A 16,043-nucleotide genomic window follows, 5' to 3' on the forward strand; every position below is an offset into this window, starting at 1 on the left:
GAGGGTTGCACTGCGGGTCTGCCCTTACGTTCCTGTCACGTCGCCCGCGGACGCGGTCGCCACCTCGTGGACCTCCGGCGGCCCGGCGTTCTCGTCGACCAGTTGCGCCTCCGTGCCGTCGGGTCGTACCGGCTCGCGCAGGATGACGTTCCACCCCAGACGGTTGTCGAGTTCGCCCAGGTCACCGCTGATCCGGTGAAAGTCGACGGCGGTGATCGGGTGGTCGGTGACCGGTGTGAGGTGGACGACGACCGTCGGAGTGGGGGGGTCGCCGATCCGGTGGCGGGCCTGGTCGGCGAGGAGAGCCAGCGGTACCGCCATCGGGTTGGTGTCGGTGGTCGGTGGGTGGCCGGGGGGCGTGGGCTCAAGAGTGGGGCCGGCGGCATAGGCGAGCACGATCGCGCCGTCGACGGGAGCGAGGGGGGTCTGCGGGTCGACACCGGCGGTCACCCAGGCTCCGCCGTCGCATTGCCGGAGGCCGTCGAGGGCGAGCCGGATGCGTTCGTCGTCCTGTTGTTCGGCGGTGTTGAGGTCTCCGAGTCCCATCGCTGGGTCGCGGGTGCGGTCGAGGATCCGCATGAGCCGGACGGGAAGGTCGGCGGCGTTCTGGTCGATGTTCATCCCGGCCACCCAGGCGACCAGGTCGGCGGCGGCGCCCGGGCCGGCGGTGAGGTCGCCGGTCGGTTCGAGTAGCCGCAGGGCCCGGTGTGCGGCGGCGAGCCGACTCGGGCCGAAGGTGCCGATGCCGTAGGCGCGGGCGGCGAGGAAGCCGGCGGCGAGAAGGTTGCGCAGGGCGGTGGGGCCGGTGAGGTCCAGCTGCGCGGCCAGCTCGGTCAGCGCGGCCGCGGCGGTGGCGGGGTCGCTCTCGGTTCCTGGAAGCGCGGCCACGTCGAGCAGGGCGTCGATGAGGTGGTAGGGGGTGAAGCTGAGGTCCTGACCGGGTACGACGTCCAGCGGCGGAAAGGGGTGAGGGTGGGAGTACTCGTAGGCGGCCATCGGGTCGGGCAGGCCGGTGACGGTACGGGCGAGCTGGACGTCCTGCGGGGACACCGCGTGTATCAGGTCACCGGTGAGTTGCAGCTGGGGCGGCTGCAGCTCGGGACGGTGTACCCGGGTGATGTCGGTGTCGACGGCACCCTCCTGCGTGGCGAAGGTCCGGGAGACCCACATCCCGAACTGCCACGCGGACCAGGGAGTGTCCTGGGTGGGGACACCGATGACCACCCGGGGGTCGTCGTCGCCGATGACCGGGGTCGCGCCCGGCGGTCCGATCCACACCCGGTGACCGATCGAGACGAGCTCCCAACCCTGGAACATGTCCCACCGCCCGTTGCCCAGGTACGGCATTTCGTGCACCGGGGTCAGCAGGGCCGGAGCCTGCGGTGTCGGGTGGATCGTGAGGTACCTGGCGAAGGCCAGCGCGGTGGCGGTGTGTAGCCGACTGTGCGGTACGAGATGGTCGACGTGTCCGCCTTCGGTGTCGGTGACCAGCGCGGGAGCGGCGGCGAGTAGCTGATCCGGTCCGAGCAGCCCGGCCAGGTGCACCGCCTGGCCTGCGGTGATCGGGGAGGCGAGTACCAGCTCCACCAGAACCCGCGGTGGAAGCTCGGCCGTGAGGTCCTCAAGGACCCGCTGGGCTTCGGATCGATCGGCGGCCGAGATCACGAGCATCGGTCGGTCCGGGTGCGGCAGCCGATCGGGGCGGGTGTCGGGCGCGCCGGCCGGTCGTAGGTGGCTGCCGGCCGGGCCGAGACTGTCGAGCTGGTAGCCGGACGGAGGCTCCAGCCGGGTGACCGGCGTGCCGCTCCAGTCCATCACGGAGCCCAGCGACTCGAACCGCAGCTGGGTCAGGTACGCCTGCATCTCCATCGGCAGCGCGGTGTACTTCGGGTGGGTCGTCTCGAAGCGCGCATCCAGCAGCGCCTGGTCGCTGCGGGACAGCCGCTGCATGACCCGGGCGGAAAACTGGTACATCCCTCGGGCGACCGAGACCCGGGCGTCGGCACTGGTGCGCAGGACGCGAAGACTCTGGTCCTCGCCAACCTGCATGTCGTTCGCGGCGATGGAGGTCCAAGTGCGCTCCATCGCGGCATGCCGTGGGTCCTCGGGTGACCGCGATTCCCAGAGCGCGGCCTGGACTTCGGGATCAGAGGTGACCTGGTTCGCCGCCGTGGCGTCACCGACCGTGGTGGCGACCAGCTGGGAGATCACCGTCATCTGTTCGAGGTGGGTCAGTTCATGCACGAGCGAGGTCATGACCTGGTCCACCGGAAGGTCGGTTTTGAGGAGCACCTCCCACGACTGCCGGTCGAACGCGCCCCGGCGTTGTGGATCGTTGCTGATCCGGCGGACGGGCGGGGCGCCGATCGCCGTGGTGATCGCGTCGGCGATCTCCCGGTACGCCTCGAGTGGTAGCCGGCTCCGGTCGTCGTCACGCGCGGCGACCAGCTGGCGTACCCGGGCGTGCAGGGCGGCAAGGTGGTCCGCATCGGCGGACCGCAGAAGCTGGTAGTCCGGCTCGGGTACGTGGGCGGGGCCCTGCAGTGGCGGACCGTCCGCCGAGGGCTCCGTATCGGTCGACGGGTCCGGAGGCGTGATCGGGGCGGCCAGGAGGATCTCCTCCGCCTCCCGGTGTTGCGTCTCCGTCTCGTCGAGCAGTGGCACGGCGACCGCCTGGTAGTGGTCGCCCTGCCGCTCAACGTCGATCAGGGGTGCGTCGACGCGACCGAGCGTGTGGACGTGACCGGATGCGTGAATCCTGATCCGCGCATCGAGGGCGGCGGCCAGCAGCCCGACGAATGCTTCGCCGATATCGTTCCGCCAGCGTTTCTCCCAGTTGCGTACCGCGTCGGTGAGTACGGCGAACTCCACGACGCTGACCGGACGGGCCGGGTCGATCAGATGGTCCGAGAGTTGGTCGCGCAGCACCGCGTCCGGCAGGGACTGCACCGGGATGGTGACCCCGTGGGCGGTCAGGTAGTCGAACATCGCGCGCATCGACAGCGAATCGTCGTGCAGGTCGCGCGGTGGACCGTCCGCCGACGGTCTGAGCGGCACCTCCTGCTCCGCGTGCGAGCGGGCGGAGTCGGCGTCCTGCCCCGACGCGACCAGGTCGGCGGTGCGCTGCTCGACGTACCGGTCACGAAGGGTCGTCGCTGGGACGAGGTCGGGATTGCGGAGCGAGGTGACACCGGCGGACCTGAGCCGGTCGAGCAACGCCTTCCGGTTCAACGTGTCCACCTCGGCGCGGACCCGTAGGTTCCGGTTGAACCGGTACGCCTCGATGGCCGTCCCCGGGATGCCGTCCCGGCCGACCGACTGCACGTAGCGCTCGACCAGCTGCCGTAGCCCTTCCGCGGCCTGCCCCAACTCGGAGCCCTGCGGCACCAGGCCGTCGGGGTCGCGGGGCGCGTCAGGGCCGGTCAGGCCATCGAGCTGGGCGCGGACGGCATCCGGGTTCGCCAGCCAGGACCGCAGTGCCGGTGTGTCGAGTCCGGCGGCGACGAGCCGGGAGCCGACCAGCTGCGGAGCGCTTCCGACGATCGAGTAGAGCTGGCAGCGTCCGTCCCCCGGCGTCGAGACGGTCTGGAGACCGGGCTTCGGACCGGCCGGTGTAGGTGGCACGTCCCGGGACGGCGGGTCCACCTCGGGGGAGCCGGCCGGTGGGGTCTTTGCGCTGGTGTCCTTCGTGGTGCTGGCGGCGGTGTGGTCGGTGTGCTGGGACGACGGTTCTGCCTCGGGTGGCTGCGGTTCCGGCTGCCGTTCGGTGGGTGGGGTGTCGGTGGGTGCGGCCGATATGGTGGGTGGGGCTTCGGTGGGTGGGGTGTCGTCGGCGGGATCGTCCCCGCTGTCCGGCACTTCTTCGATCCGGTTGTCGCCGAGGCGGTGCACGTGGTCGGCGAGCCGCTGCGCTCCCTCGGTGTCGACCTCCGGTGCCACCCCGAGGAACCGGCTGCTGAAGTCGTCCAACAGCTGGTAATGCCGCTGGGCCAACTGCCACCAGTCCTGCCCCGCCTGGTTCCAGGTGTCGATGAGTCCGGGCAGCAACGCCTCGTAGGTGGCCCGATCGGTGCTGCCCTCCGGCGCCGCGTAGGCATCGAAGCGGGCCTGGTCGAGCCGATCGGAGGCCGACACGAAAGCGTCCGCCGCCGTGGCCAGCTCCGCCTCATGCGCCACGAGCTCCGCGAAGGCGGCCACCCGCTCGGCGGCCTCCGGCCGGGGCGTGCCGTCCGCCGGAATGTCGAGTGCGGTACGGGCGTCGTGCAGCCCCATCCGCAACGACACGGTGAGTAGTTCGGTCGGCTGCCCCGCGCTGGTCACCGTCTTCGACGGGAAGGCCGAGGACGACAGGGTCACGTCGACCTCGACCCGGTTGAAGTAGTCGACCAGGGCCGACCGGCTCCCCGGCTTGACGTTGCCGAACCCGCCCGTGGTGCTGCTGCCGCTTTCGGTGGCGGCCTGCGCGGCGCCCGCGAAGGCACCCGGACCGCCGCTCTCCAACGGCTGGTAGGGGTCGTCGACGTTGCCGCGCCCCAGGAGGGGGGCCCGGAGCCCCCGGAGGTTCTGGACCAGCGCACTCGTGCCGCTGCTGTACTCGCCGGCGTTCTGTACCGCGTGTTCGCGGTACACCTTGGAGCTGACCCCCTGCAGGGACGCCGCCTCGGGCACCAGCCTGACGACGATCTGAGCCTGCTGGCCGAAGATCTCGGCGCTGGTCACCGGAGGCAGCTCGAAGCCGTCCGGGGTCAGCATCGCCGACACGGCAGGCAGCAGGATCTCCGGGGTGAGGCTTTGGTGTATCTGGTGGGCGCCGGCATAGCCTGGCAGCCTCAAACGCCTGGCCGTGCCCGACAGTAGCCGCTCGACCGTGTTCTGCAACTGGGCGACCCGACCGAGGTCCTCGGCGCCGAACCGGGGCGGCAACGGCAGGCCGTTCAGCGTCCGCCAGCCGGGTCCCAGGCTGCTGGGGGCGTGGATCTGGTAGGTGGTGGGCCGCACCGCCGGCACGGTCCGTGGTAGGCGGACGTCGTCGGCCCACCGGTCCTGGACGATCCGGTCTTCGACGACCAGCAGGTCGCTCTCCAACGGGCTGCCCCGGTCGAAGACCACCAGGGAGAACCTGACCGGCAGCGCCATCCGTACCTTGACCCCACTAGCCGAACTCAGGTCGGACTTGACCGTGCTGGAGCTGATGTTCCGGTCGTTCTGCTCCTGGGCGGCCCGTCCGACGGTGTCACCGACCCCCACCGCGATGTTCTCGCCTTGCTGGTTCGAGACTCCGGTGCCGGCCACCCCGGCGGTGGTGAGCTGCCCGTGCCGTCGGTGGCGTGCCTCTGCGAACCCGTGGGCGTGCGTGAACTTGATGTCCAGGTCGTTGTGGTCGGCGACGAAACCCATGAACACGGGGTTGCCGGTGGTCTCGGCGACCAGGCGGACCTCGCGCGAGTGCTGGCTCGTACGGGCCGGCTTGACGTGCATGACGGACAGGCCGCCATCCACGATCGCCGGCCAGTGCTGCCGGATGCCGTCGCGACTCAACAGGTCGAGCAGGCGGCGACGGTTCAACATGGTGTCGCCGATGCCAGGGTCCGAGATCGAAGCGGAGATCTTGGCGGCGGCGTTGCTGCCCCTGCTACGGATGGCGTCGAGAACCTTTCGGACGGTGCTCCGTCCGTCATCGGTCCTCGCTGCCTCGGCCTGCAGAGCGGCAGTCAGCCGTTCAGTCAGATTCGGCGCATGGTGGACGGCGTACAGACCGAGGCCGGGCCCGTGACCGGGAGGTAGGCGCAGCTCCGGCGTCGACTGCGGCATCCACGGCGCGCCCATGGTGCCGACGTCTCCGGCGAGTGGTGGCAACAGACCCAGGCTGACCACGGCCGGGGCGGGCAGGCGCAGGGCAACTGCGTTGGTGATGGTGCCGTGTCGCTGGACCGACTTGTAGTGGTGCAGCCAGCTGCCGTGGCGCAGCGCTTTCGGAACGATCCGGTAGCGCGCCGGCTCGGTGGTGACCTCCACGGTGGCCGATGCCCGCAGGTCGAAGATGACGACGAAGGTCCGGTTCCTGCCGGGGCGGTTGCGGTCGATCGCACCGCTGACGCTTTGACTCTTCTGCTTTCCACCGGCGTACAGCAACTTCTCGTGGCGAGCGGTGCCGAGCACCCCGCCGCTGCTGGTACCACCGGTGTTGGCGCCGAGCCGGCGCAGAGTGGCCGAGAAGAGGCCCCGGAGCGCGAACTGCTTCTCCACCCGTTTGGCCGTTCCTACCTCGATCGACCCTGCCGAGCCGGGCTCGGTGGAAATCGGAACGTGTGCCGTAGGCACCACTCGGGCGTTGGTCAGGGCTGCGGCGATGGCGATGTCGGTCGCCGCACCGTCCTCGGCGGTGGTGAGCCGGTCGACCAGCCACACGCCGTTCAACATCGATGCCAGACCGTGTGCCTGCCGGAACTGGCCGGTCCGGTCGAGCAGTGCCGCCCAGACCGGCATTCCCTCGACCAGACCGTCGGTGCCGCGTACCCCCCGTAGTCGGGTCCGGGACTGGACATTGTCGTATTGCTGCGCCGCGGTGAGTGCGTCGGTGGCCAGCTTGGTGACGTACGTACTGCCGGGCAGCCCTTCGATGGCCAACCAGTCGTCGATGTTCAGCGTCGACTCGGCGTCGACCCACTCCCGTAGTGCGGACTGTTCCAGCTGGGTCCGTCGGGAGACACCGAGGGGGTCCGGGGCGGGGATGAGCGTCACCGGCAGGGAGAGTGGCGTGGCGACGACCGAGGCCGCGTCGAGCTGTACGGTCACCGGCCGGGCCTGCGTCAGGCGGAACCGGGTGAACTGTCTGCCGCCGACGGCGGTCACCTGCTCCGGGGTCGTCCGGACCATGGTCGTGCCGGTCTCCCCGGTGACCGGTCGGGGCAGCCGCGGTTGCAGGACGCGGGCGATCCCGATCCGGGACCGGGAGTCGAAGCCGGGACGGCGTGCGTAGGCGTAGACCCTCACGGTGATTTCCAGCTCGGTACCGAACGCCTCCGAGTGGGCAGTGCCGCCGATCAGTCGTCCCTCGGTGCCGGCCAGCTGCACACTGGTCTGCCTGCCCACCCGGTGCCGATACTCGAACGCTCCGGCGGGGACGAGTGCGGCGCCTCCCATGTCGCCGACCAACCGGAAGATGCCGCCACTCTCCACAGCCATGGCGGTACGCCATTCACCGTCGGCGGTGACCTTCTGCTCGGAGCTGTTGATATCTGTTGTCCGTACCGCCTCGTTCCTGCTGGTGCCCCGATGGTCGAGGGGGCTGGTGTAGCGGCCGATGACGTGCACCACGAGGTGGCGGGTGCCGACCGGTTTGGTCCGGCTCAGTCGGCCCACCAGCCCGCCGCCCAGCAGACTCTTCCTGCCCTGACGGAGGCCGGGCACCGTCAGCACACGGTCCAACTCGTCCTGATTGGCCTGCCGCTCGGACGCCGCCCGGCTGGATCCCATCCAGGAAACCTTGTCGGTCTCGCCGAAACGGGGAAGGAACCCGCCCGGGAAGCGGCGGACCAAGCCGGTCACGTTCAGGTAGAGCTGGTTGAAGGCACTGAGACCGGAGGTGACGGCACGAGCATCGGTCATCGCGTACGGCGGCGCGTTCCACCGGGTCGGTGACGGGTCGAAAGGACTCGCGTCATGCTGAAGCTGGGCCAGCCGACTGGCGGGCAGCCGACCGAGAACCACCATGTCCAGCGTGATCGGTGCGACGGTTCCGCGCTCCCCGAACGGTAGCCGCTGCAGCGGCACCTCGCGCAACCCGGTACTGATGGTGACCCGGACCCGGGCCTCCACCAGGACGTTCGGGACGTCCTTGAATTCGGTGCCGATCCGGGAAGCACCGCCACGGGAAACGGAGGTGGTTATCGACCGTAGGAAGCCGCCGAACAGGCGTCCCTGGACGTACGCCGGCCCGAAAGACCACCGGGCCGGAATGGCCGACATTCCGATCCCGACCCGGCTCGCCTGGGCCAGCTTCGTCGACGCGACCTCCCCTGGTTGCTGGCGGAACCAGGATTTGGCAATGTCCGCGGTCGCAGAAAGTTCCGTCACCGTCGCGGTGATCTTGGCGGACAGTGCGTGGTTGCCGTGCTGGCTGGTGATTGTCGACGGGTGCCCGTCGGATTCCAACGCCGGAATCAGGTTGCCCACCATCGAGGATTCCTCGAGCATGCGGCGGCCCTGATCCGCGCCGATGCTGCCCGGCGGCACGGTCTTTGTGGGCTGTAACCGGAGCAGAGTGTCCTCGGCGACATCGTTCCAGGAGTCGGTGGGTGGCACCCCCGACGGCAGGTCGATCCCGGCGCTCAGGATACGTACCGGCGTGAAGTGCTCGACCAGCATCGACGTGTGCCGGGCCGGGTCGATGGGGACGGTGACCTGCCGGGGTTGTGCGTTCGCGATGTCGTCGACGCCGCGCAGGAACAGACCCACCCGCACCGGATCGCCCGTGGTAGGGGTGGCCGGCTGCGGACCGGTGAGCCGCGCGTACGGGTCGGTGACGACCACCTCGAAGTCAACAGGCACCGACACCAGATGAGAGCCGGAGCTGCTCCGCACGATGTGCGAGTCCGTGATCTTGACGCTGTCCTGGAAGGTCTCGCTCGGGCGCGACAGCGAGACGTCGATCGAGAAACCGCCCCCGAGTCCTATCCGCTGCGGGATCATGGTGCCGGCACTGATCGTCCCCGAGCTGCCGGTGGAGGATGCCTGCTTCGAACCGTCGGACCAGTCGCTGCGGGTGTCGAACTTGGCCTTGTCCTCGGACTGGTCGATCACCTGTGCGTCCGCCGGATCCCACCGTGGCTGGACGGTGACCCGGTGCCAGCGGTGCAGGCCGTCGCGGAGGAAGAAGCTCCGGCCACCGGTGGTGAAGAACGACCGGAGCTCGTCGCGCAGTGCCCGCTGGACGGGCTCGGTGTCGACCGGAAGGTGCGACAGAATCGCCGAGATCCAGGAACTCTCGGCCGCGTGGCGTCTCACCGCCTGACGGATGCTCTGGTCCAGGCCGCTGATCAACTTGGCGAGGTCGTCGACTGAGTCGGGCTCGTTGAGCAGGTCCGGTCGGGTCCGGTAGAAACCGCGCAGCGGGTTGTCCGGGATGGGCGGAACCGTGGCGACAGTGGCGGCGGCGCTGTCGGTCTCATCGGTGTCGTCTGGTTGGTCGGTGTCGTCTGGATGGCTTTCGTCGTCGTTCTCGGGGCTGACGACTGAGGCGGTGTCGGTGTCGGCGGCGGACGCCGGAGCGGTCGTAGCAGGCTCCGCAGCCGGGAGGCGCTCGTCGAGTTCGATTTCCTCCACCTCGGGGATGGTGGGCAGGGCCGGCTCCCGGCGCAGGGTCGTGGCCGGGGGGCGCTCGTCGAGTTCGATTTCCTCCACCTCGGGGATGGTGGGCAGGGCCGGCTCCCGGCGCAGCGTCCACGCGACGTACTCGCCCGGGTTGCTGTGTCCCGGCACCTCCCCGACGGTCTGGTGCTGGCGTGGCGCGGGTGGGCTGCTGGTGGCGTTGCCGGTCAGCGGGTCCGGCGTCGGCAGGACAGAATTGCGGGTGATGCGGCTGGCGGGTGGGTGCTTCCCGGAGTGTCGCCAGGTGCCGGGCCGGGTCAGGTCCGGGCGGGGATGCCCGGCCGGGGTGTGCGAGATCGCAGCGGAGAGGATGCGGCCGTCCGGGGTGGTCCAGGCAGTGAGTTCGGGGGCGCTGACCGCGGTGATCCCGGGCTGATCGCTCAGTCGGAGGTCGTAGTCGCCGGTCGCGATGTCGCAGACGGCGAGGACGATGTGCTTGCCGTGGGAGCGTGGGTCGCTGGTGATGAGGGCGGCGAGCTGCTCGGGGGTGACGAGCTTGCCGTCGACCACGATGCCGTCGGGGGCGCCGTGGGCGAAGACCACGTAGTGGTCCGCGCGTGTGGGGTGGTCGTGCGCGGCGGTCCAGTTGTCGGTCTGATCGGGGTCGAGGAGCACGAGTCCGGCTGGCACCCGGGTACCCGCAGGGGGTGCGATGTGGGTGCCGCGGACCGGGTCGGCCGGCCCACGGGTCCCGGCGCCGGCGACCCCGGCGTCCGCGACAGTCGTGGCCGCCGCACTGGACGGCGAGGATGGAGGTCGATGTCCCGGCTGGTCGAGTTCGGCTGTGACCTGCGTGTCTGCCCCGACGTTCACCGCATCGGTGCTCAGCCCGGCGGCGGGAACGACGGCTGCGGTGGGGGCCGCCACGGTCGTCGGTGGGGAGCCCATAGGGGAACCGGGCTCGTGCCGGAGCCGGTCCTCACCGTGGGTGGCGGGCTCGCTGGGTCCGATCGGAGCCGCGCCAACCGGCGCTCTGGCCGGTTCCGGGGCGCTCTGCGCCGGTACCGGAGCGGCGGCCGGGCGGTCCGCCGGAGCGACGCCGTCGGAATCGTCGTCCCAGATGGCGTCGGTCTCCCTGCCCGGATCGTCGTCCCAGATCGAGCTGGTCTCGGAATCTGCATCCGCGTCACTGTCCCAGGTCGGGTCACGGGTCCACGTGTCTTCTGCGTCGACCCCGGCCCTGGGATCCGAGGTCGAGGTCGGGCCGCCCGTCCAGCCGGGCGGCTCGGCAGGGGCGGTGACGGATTGGTCGGCCCGGGGTTGGCTCGGGAGGGCGTCCGGTGCGGTCGGGCCCTCGATAGGTGACAAGCCGTCGACGGAGGCCGCCGTCGATGTCGGAGTCACCGCCGTCGATGGCGGAGTCACCGCCGTCGGTGGCGCCGGTCGCGGGGCTTCCGCCGGACGCGCGGGATTACCGGACTGCGTAGGGGCGGACGGGCCGCCGGTGTTGCTGGTTGGCGTGTTGCCGTTGATGCCGGTTGTGGGTGTGGCGGGTGCGGGTGGCACCGGGGCGGGCACCTGGGCGTTCGTGGCGGGGGATGGAGGGGCCAGGCCGGGCGTCCCCGCGGCCACGGGCGGTGTGATCGGAGGCGTACCAGACGAGGAAGGCGTGGCCGTCGTCCCCTCAGCTGGTCGGGTCGTGCCGTCGGCGGGGGGCCCTGCGGTGGTGCCCGGCGGTGCGGCCGTCGGAGGGGAGTTCGGGGCCGTACCGGACGTCGGGGGTGGAGCCGCCGATACGCCGGTCGGCGTATCCACCGGGTTCGTCGGGGCTGGTGCACCGGGAGAAGCCGTCTGGGCTGCGTCTCCTCCCGATGCGCTGGCACCGGTCGCGGCCGGCGGGGTGACCACACCGCCGGTTGGAGCGGGTGAACCGGCACCGACCGGGACACCGCCAGGGGCGTCCGGGGCTCCTGTCTCAGCGGGGCCGGCCGGTGCCGTCGGCGGGGTGGACGCCCCGGGGAGTGCGGGCGTACCAGAACCGGTCTGGCCGGGGTCGGCCGTCGCGTCGACGCCGCTGGCGGCCGAGGGGGCCTGCGGCGTGGCGCCGGGCAGCCCGGCGGTGCCGGGGGTGGGCGTGGCGGTGCCGGCCGGTGGGGATCCGGCAGGGGTGATCGGTGTGCCGGTGACGGGGGACGGCGGTGGAGGGGCAGGTGTGGTGGGGGTGATCGGTGTTCCGGGCGGGGTGCCGGCGACAGGGGATGGTGATGGCGGTGCGTCGCTCGGCGTGGCTACGGCGTCGGTCGCCGCCGGGTCCGATGCCGCGGGCCGGGGTGCTGTCACGTCGGCTGGGGCCGGCCCGGTGGTGGCCGGCATCGGGTTGCCCGCCACGACGCCCGGGGCCGGCGCGGGGCCGTCGGCTCCGGCGGGAGCCTCGGTGGACGCTGATCCGCCGGGATCCGGGGCGCCTGGGACCGGGGCGCCTGGGACCGGGGCGCCGGGGACCGGGGCGCCTGGGACCGGGGTGACGGGTGGCGGGGCGGGTGGTGGTGTGGGGGCGACCGGCGGTGGGGCGATCGGTGTGGGGAAGGTGGTGTCGGGGTTCTGCGGGGAGGTGTTCGGGTCGCGGTCGTGGGAGTCCAACCTCGGAGGTGGGCGGAGGTCGTTCGGACCGACCTTCGGACCGAACTGTTTACCGAACACCTCCGCGTAGTGGTGCGCCATGCCGCCGATGATCGACGAGGTGAACGTGGCAAAGGGGTTGAAGCCTCCACCGCCCACCATCATGGTGAAGAGTCCCTCGAAGAGGGTCTCGGAGAACGCGGAGAGCGTCTCCCGGCTGTACACGTCCTTGTTGATTTTCGGGTACGCCTTGCCCGCGATCCAGTGCGTGCCACTGACGCCGAGACCGATGAAGAAGCCTCCGGCGAAGGCCATCAGCAGGTTCTGGTAGTTGATTTGCTTCCGGTTGCCCTCGGCGATCTGCATGAGGTCCGCGGCCGCGGACTGCCACACCTCCTCAAGGCCCTCCTCGACCCCCTCCCAGACGAGGTGCAGCAACTGGTTCTGGAGCCGCAGGCGCAGGAAGCTGATCAGTGTGCGTACGATCTCCTGGCCGATCTTGACCAGGGCGGGTACGGCGGCGGCGCCGAACCCGCTGGCCAGCGCGATGGCGATCTCGACGACCTGGGTGAAGGCCGCGATGACGATGTTGTACTGGGTGTTCTCCGAGTCGAGGGCGAACTGGTACGCGGCGTGGCCCAGTTGGAGGGCCACCTGTGCGCCGTCCGGGACACCCCTGGTGATGTCTCCCTGGAACCCGGAGAACGCGTCGGCGGCCGGTCCGTTCAGGTGGCTGCCCAACGAGTTGCCCAGGTTGGCGGTCCCTCCCAAGCCGTTCAACAGGTGGCTGGAGAATCTGTACAGATCCTCGCCCATCGCCCGCAGCGCGGTCGGGTCGGCCTTGGGGAACTCCTCACCGACGCCGAAGAGGATGAGGTCGTAGGCCCACTGCCATTCGGGGTCGTTGGGGATGTGGAAGTCGGGCATGCCGGGTACCGGTCAGCCGGCGACACTCGGCGGGACCAGGTTGCCGTCGGCCCCGTAGGTCAGCACGAGTGGCCGGTAGCCCGGCGCTGCCGGGTCGACGGGGGGAGCGTCCCTGACGAGGAAGAACAGCCGTCCCGTCGGGTCGACCGGCTGGCCGTCGGGCTGGGTGACCGACGTACCGGCGACGGGCACCACGGCGTCGTACAGGTTGCCGTCGATCCGGACCATCCCGTCCGCGGTCGGGTTGAACGCCACCAGGTGCTGCCCGGAAGGTACCGGCCCGCCGTTCACGTAGGCGGCCGGGAAACTGAGCGACGTGGACGTGGCCGGGATGGCCGGCTCCGACGGCAACGCTCTCTCGCTGCGCTGGAACGTCGTGAGCTCGGACGACACGGCTTCGGACGGCGCGGCCTCCGCGGGTACGCCGACCGGCGCAGCCGCCAGGGGGAGGCTGCTGCGGGTCGGCTCCAGCCGGCGGAGGGTGTCCGACGGCGGCGGCCCGGTGCCGTCGTCCGGCTCGACGTGCACCGCCAGGGACCGGGTCGGCTGTAGCAGGGTCCTGGCCTGATCCGGGGGCGGTTCGGTCGGCCCGCAGAAGTCGGCGGCCATCCGGTGGCTCACGTCAGCGGCGTCGTCGTCTGCCACCTGGTAGGCGTGACCGAACTGGACGAGCCCTTCCGAGGTGTAGGCCAGCCGGCCCCTGACCCCGCCGACCATCCCGTCCAGATGGTCCATGCCCGCCAGGAACCTGGTCGAGAAGGCCGTGCCCATTTCGTCGTCGCCCCAGGCGTCGGCGTACCGCAGGCGCAGGTCCTCCGTCTCGGTCAGGTAACCGTCGTAGATGTGGACGTGCTCGCCGTAGTTCCTGCCGGTCGAGACGACGCCGTCGGGGTCGACGTAGAGCCGGCCGCGGCGGGTCATCGCGGGGCCTGGCGCATACCCAGGATCTCGCGGACGCTGGTGGCGATGCGCGGCTCGGCCGGCAGGTAGGCGTCGGTGCCGGCGGTCCCGTCGACCAGTGCGCGGGCGTCCATTCCGGCCGGGAGCATCGGGGCGAGCACCTCGGCGGCCTGCGCCAGCACGGATTCCTTCGCGTCGGCGTAGGTGGCCAGGATGACCTCCCTCAGGTCGGTGGGGGTCATCCGTTTGTACGCCGAGGTCGGGAAGCGGATGTCGGTCAGTACGCCGCTCTGCCCGACGCTGACCGTAACCTCGCGCCGGGGTGACGTGGCGGTACCCGAGAGCGCCCGCATCCGCTGCTGCATCTCGGTCAGGCTGTTGCGCTGCCGCTGGTACTCCTCGAACAGGCTCTCGATACGCGCATTGGCGTCCACTGTCTGCCTCCCTCCGTATCGGCCTCCCAGTGAAGGAGCCGATGCCGGGCCGGCGGAAGTCCCACCACGCTGAGGGGGCAGAAAGGGGCAGTAGGTCTTCCCGGGTATCTGCGCGCAGGCCGTTGCGGAAGAGCGAGTGAGTGCAGTCCTGTCCGACTTTCGTGCATCACCGCGGGTCGCCGCTGTCGCAGCCGCTCCCGGTCTGGAAAGACTCCTGTCGGCCCGTGATGGGCCACCCGCCCGCGAGGCGACGTGACCGGCGGTACCGGACGTGAGGAGTTCCACCATGACGATGCCCCAGGTGCAGACGACCGAGGAGGGCATGCGGCGTGCTGCCCAGGAGTTCTCGGACAAGGCGACCGAGTTCACCGGTTCGCTGCAGGCGGTGAACGGCCAGATGGGGGTCCTGCAGGCCTCCTGGACCGGCCAGGCTTCGGCGAACTTCAACCAGGCGATGGACAGCTGGGAGGCTGCCTTCGGCAAGGTGATCAACGAACTGGTCACGATGCTCGACGTCATGGGTGTCACCACGACGGGCTACCGGGACGCCGAGGACACGGCGGCCAGCACCGCCTCCTCCTTCGGCTCCGCACTGCCCGGCGTCTGAGCCGGCGACCAGCGCCCTGAGAAAGGACCGACATGTCGAACTACTCGTTCAACTTCCAGCAGGCTGACGCCGTCCTCCACGACATGAACCAGATCAATGTGCGCATCAAGTCGGCTCTCGCGCAGATGGAGCAGACGGTCGAGGCGAGCCTCGCCGAATGGACCGGTGCCGCGCAGCAGCAGTACTACGCGTCGAAGGCGGTGTGGAACCAGTCGGCGGATCAGATGACGGTGCATCTGGACCGCGCACGGGCCACGCTGTACCAGATCTCCGACAACTACGGAACGACCGAGCAGCGCCACGCGATGATCTGGAACGACGTCCGCGGCGGCTGAGTCGGCGTACCTCGGCTGCCGTGTCGCGTGTCGGCGCGGCAGCCGATTCCCTTCCTTGAGTGCGGGGCCCCGACAACGGAGACGATCTGATGGGCATCGACTACAGCCACCCGAACATCGAAGCACTGGACGCGCTCGGGATCCTGTCGGAGTACGACCAGGAACACGGACAGGAGGTCGGCTGGGCGCGGTCGGTCATCCAGCAGTACTGGAGGGTCGACTTCACGCTGGTCTCGGGAACCGGCGGACAGCTTCCGGTCATGGTCCCCGTGTGGGACGAGGAGGAGCGGGCGCTCATCGACTGGTTCGAGGCCGAGGTCGTCGACCAGTGGGACACCGTCGTCCCGAACATTTTGGACGATCAGGTCGGTATCGACGGCTACAACGAGGACGACCCGAAATACGAACTCGACACGACCGTCGAACACCCTGAGGACAGCGAATACTCGGGTGGGGACAATCCCAACCACGAACTGTCGGTCAGCACCGAGGCCCTGCGTCACATGGCCAACCAGATCGACCGGGTCGTCGGGCTGACCGACGGTACGAACATCCTCCTGACGGTGCGGAACCAGCTGGCCGAGCTGAACATGTTGCCCGGTGGTTTCGCCAAGGCGGAGGTGCTGCGCCAACGTATCGAAGGGGTCAGCGCGGACGACGCGGGTCTGCGCGGCGACGTCATGGGAATGCTGCTGGCCACCCACGGGGCGTTGGTCGCGGTCAAGGAGGGCCTTCTCCAGATCGCGGACGGTTACGACGACGCCGAGGAATTCAACGACATGACCGCCAGTTCCCTGCGTGAACAGATGGGCTCCGCGTGGGTCAAGATCGAAGGTCTTTCCGAGTACGGGGCCAGCAGCAGCACCAACACCGGCGGAGACCAGTAGTACCCGTACGAGCTGCCCGATTGCT

At 70.1% G+C, this 16,043-nt stretch carries 6 protein-coding genes; 3 read left to right on the forward strand and 3 right to left on the reverse strand.

Annotation, left to right across the window (positions count from 1 at the left end):
* Nucleotides 1–24 precede the first annotated feature (24 nt).
* From HCA58_RS15965 to HCA58_RS15975, 3 genes are read right to left on the reverse strand one after another with little or no spacing between them, the layout of a single operon-like run.
* On the reverse strand, nucleotides 25–12,855 hold the full coding sequence (locus HCA58_RS15965; RefSeq protein WP_169598630.1) for a hypothetical protein: 12,831 nt from the start codon (nucleotides 12,853–12,855) through the stop codon (nucleotides 25–27).
* Nucleotides 12,856–12,867: 12 nt separating this feature from the next.
* Entirely contained in the window at nucleotides 12,868–13,776 is a 909-nt protein-coding gene (locus HCA58_RS15970; protein ID WP_169598631.1) for a hypothetical protein, read from the reverse strand.
* Nucleotides 13,773–14,189, reverse strand: coding sequence for a YbaB/EbfC family nucleoid-associated protein (locus tag HCA58_RS15975; protein ID WP_169598632.1), 417 nt, complete (start codon nucleotides 14,187–14,189; stop codon nucleotides 13,773–13,775). Before HCA58_RS15975 ends, HCA58_RS15970 begins: the two co-directional genes overlap by 4 nt.
* 286 nt (nucleotides 14,190–14,475) lie before the next feature.
* Between HCA58_RS15975 and HCA58_RS15980 the strand changes: the two genes are divergently transcribed.
* From HCA58_RS15980 to HCA58_RS15990, 3 genes are read left to right on the forward strand one after another with little or no spacing between them, the layout of a single operon-like run.
* Nucleotides 14,476–14,796, forward strand: coding sequence for a WXG100 family type VII secretion target (locus tag HCA58_RS15980; RefSeq protein ID WP_169598633.1), 321 nt, complete (start codon nucleotides 14,476–14,478; stop codon nucleotides 14,794–14,796).
* 32 nt (nucleotides 14,797–14,828) lie between these two features.
* Complete coding sequence (locus HCA58_RS15985; RefSeq protein WP_169598634.1) at nucleotides 14,829–15,131, forward strand: WXG100 family type VII secretion target; 303 nt, start codon at nucleotides 14,829–14,831, stop codon at nucleotides 15,129–15,131.
* Nucleotides 15,132–15,190: 59 nt separating this feature from the next.
* Nucleotides 15,191–16,018 (forward strand): hypothetical protein, encoded by an 828-nt coding sequence (locus HCA58_RS15990; RefSeq protein ID WP_346776005.1) that lies wholly within the window; start codon nucleotides 15,191–15,193, stop codon nucleotides 16,016–16,018.
* The last annotated feature ends 25 nt before the right edge of the window (nucleotides 16,019–16,043 follow it).

It is taken from the genome of Micromonospora sp. HNM0581 (assembly GCF_012726175.1).
In the GTDB taxonomy this organism is placed as follows: domain Bacteria; phylum Actinomycetota; class Actinomycetes; order Mycobacteriales; family Micromonosporaceae; genus Micromonospora.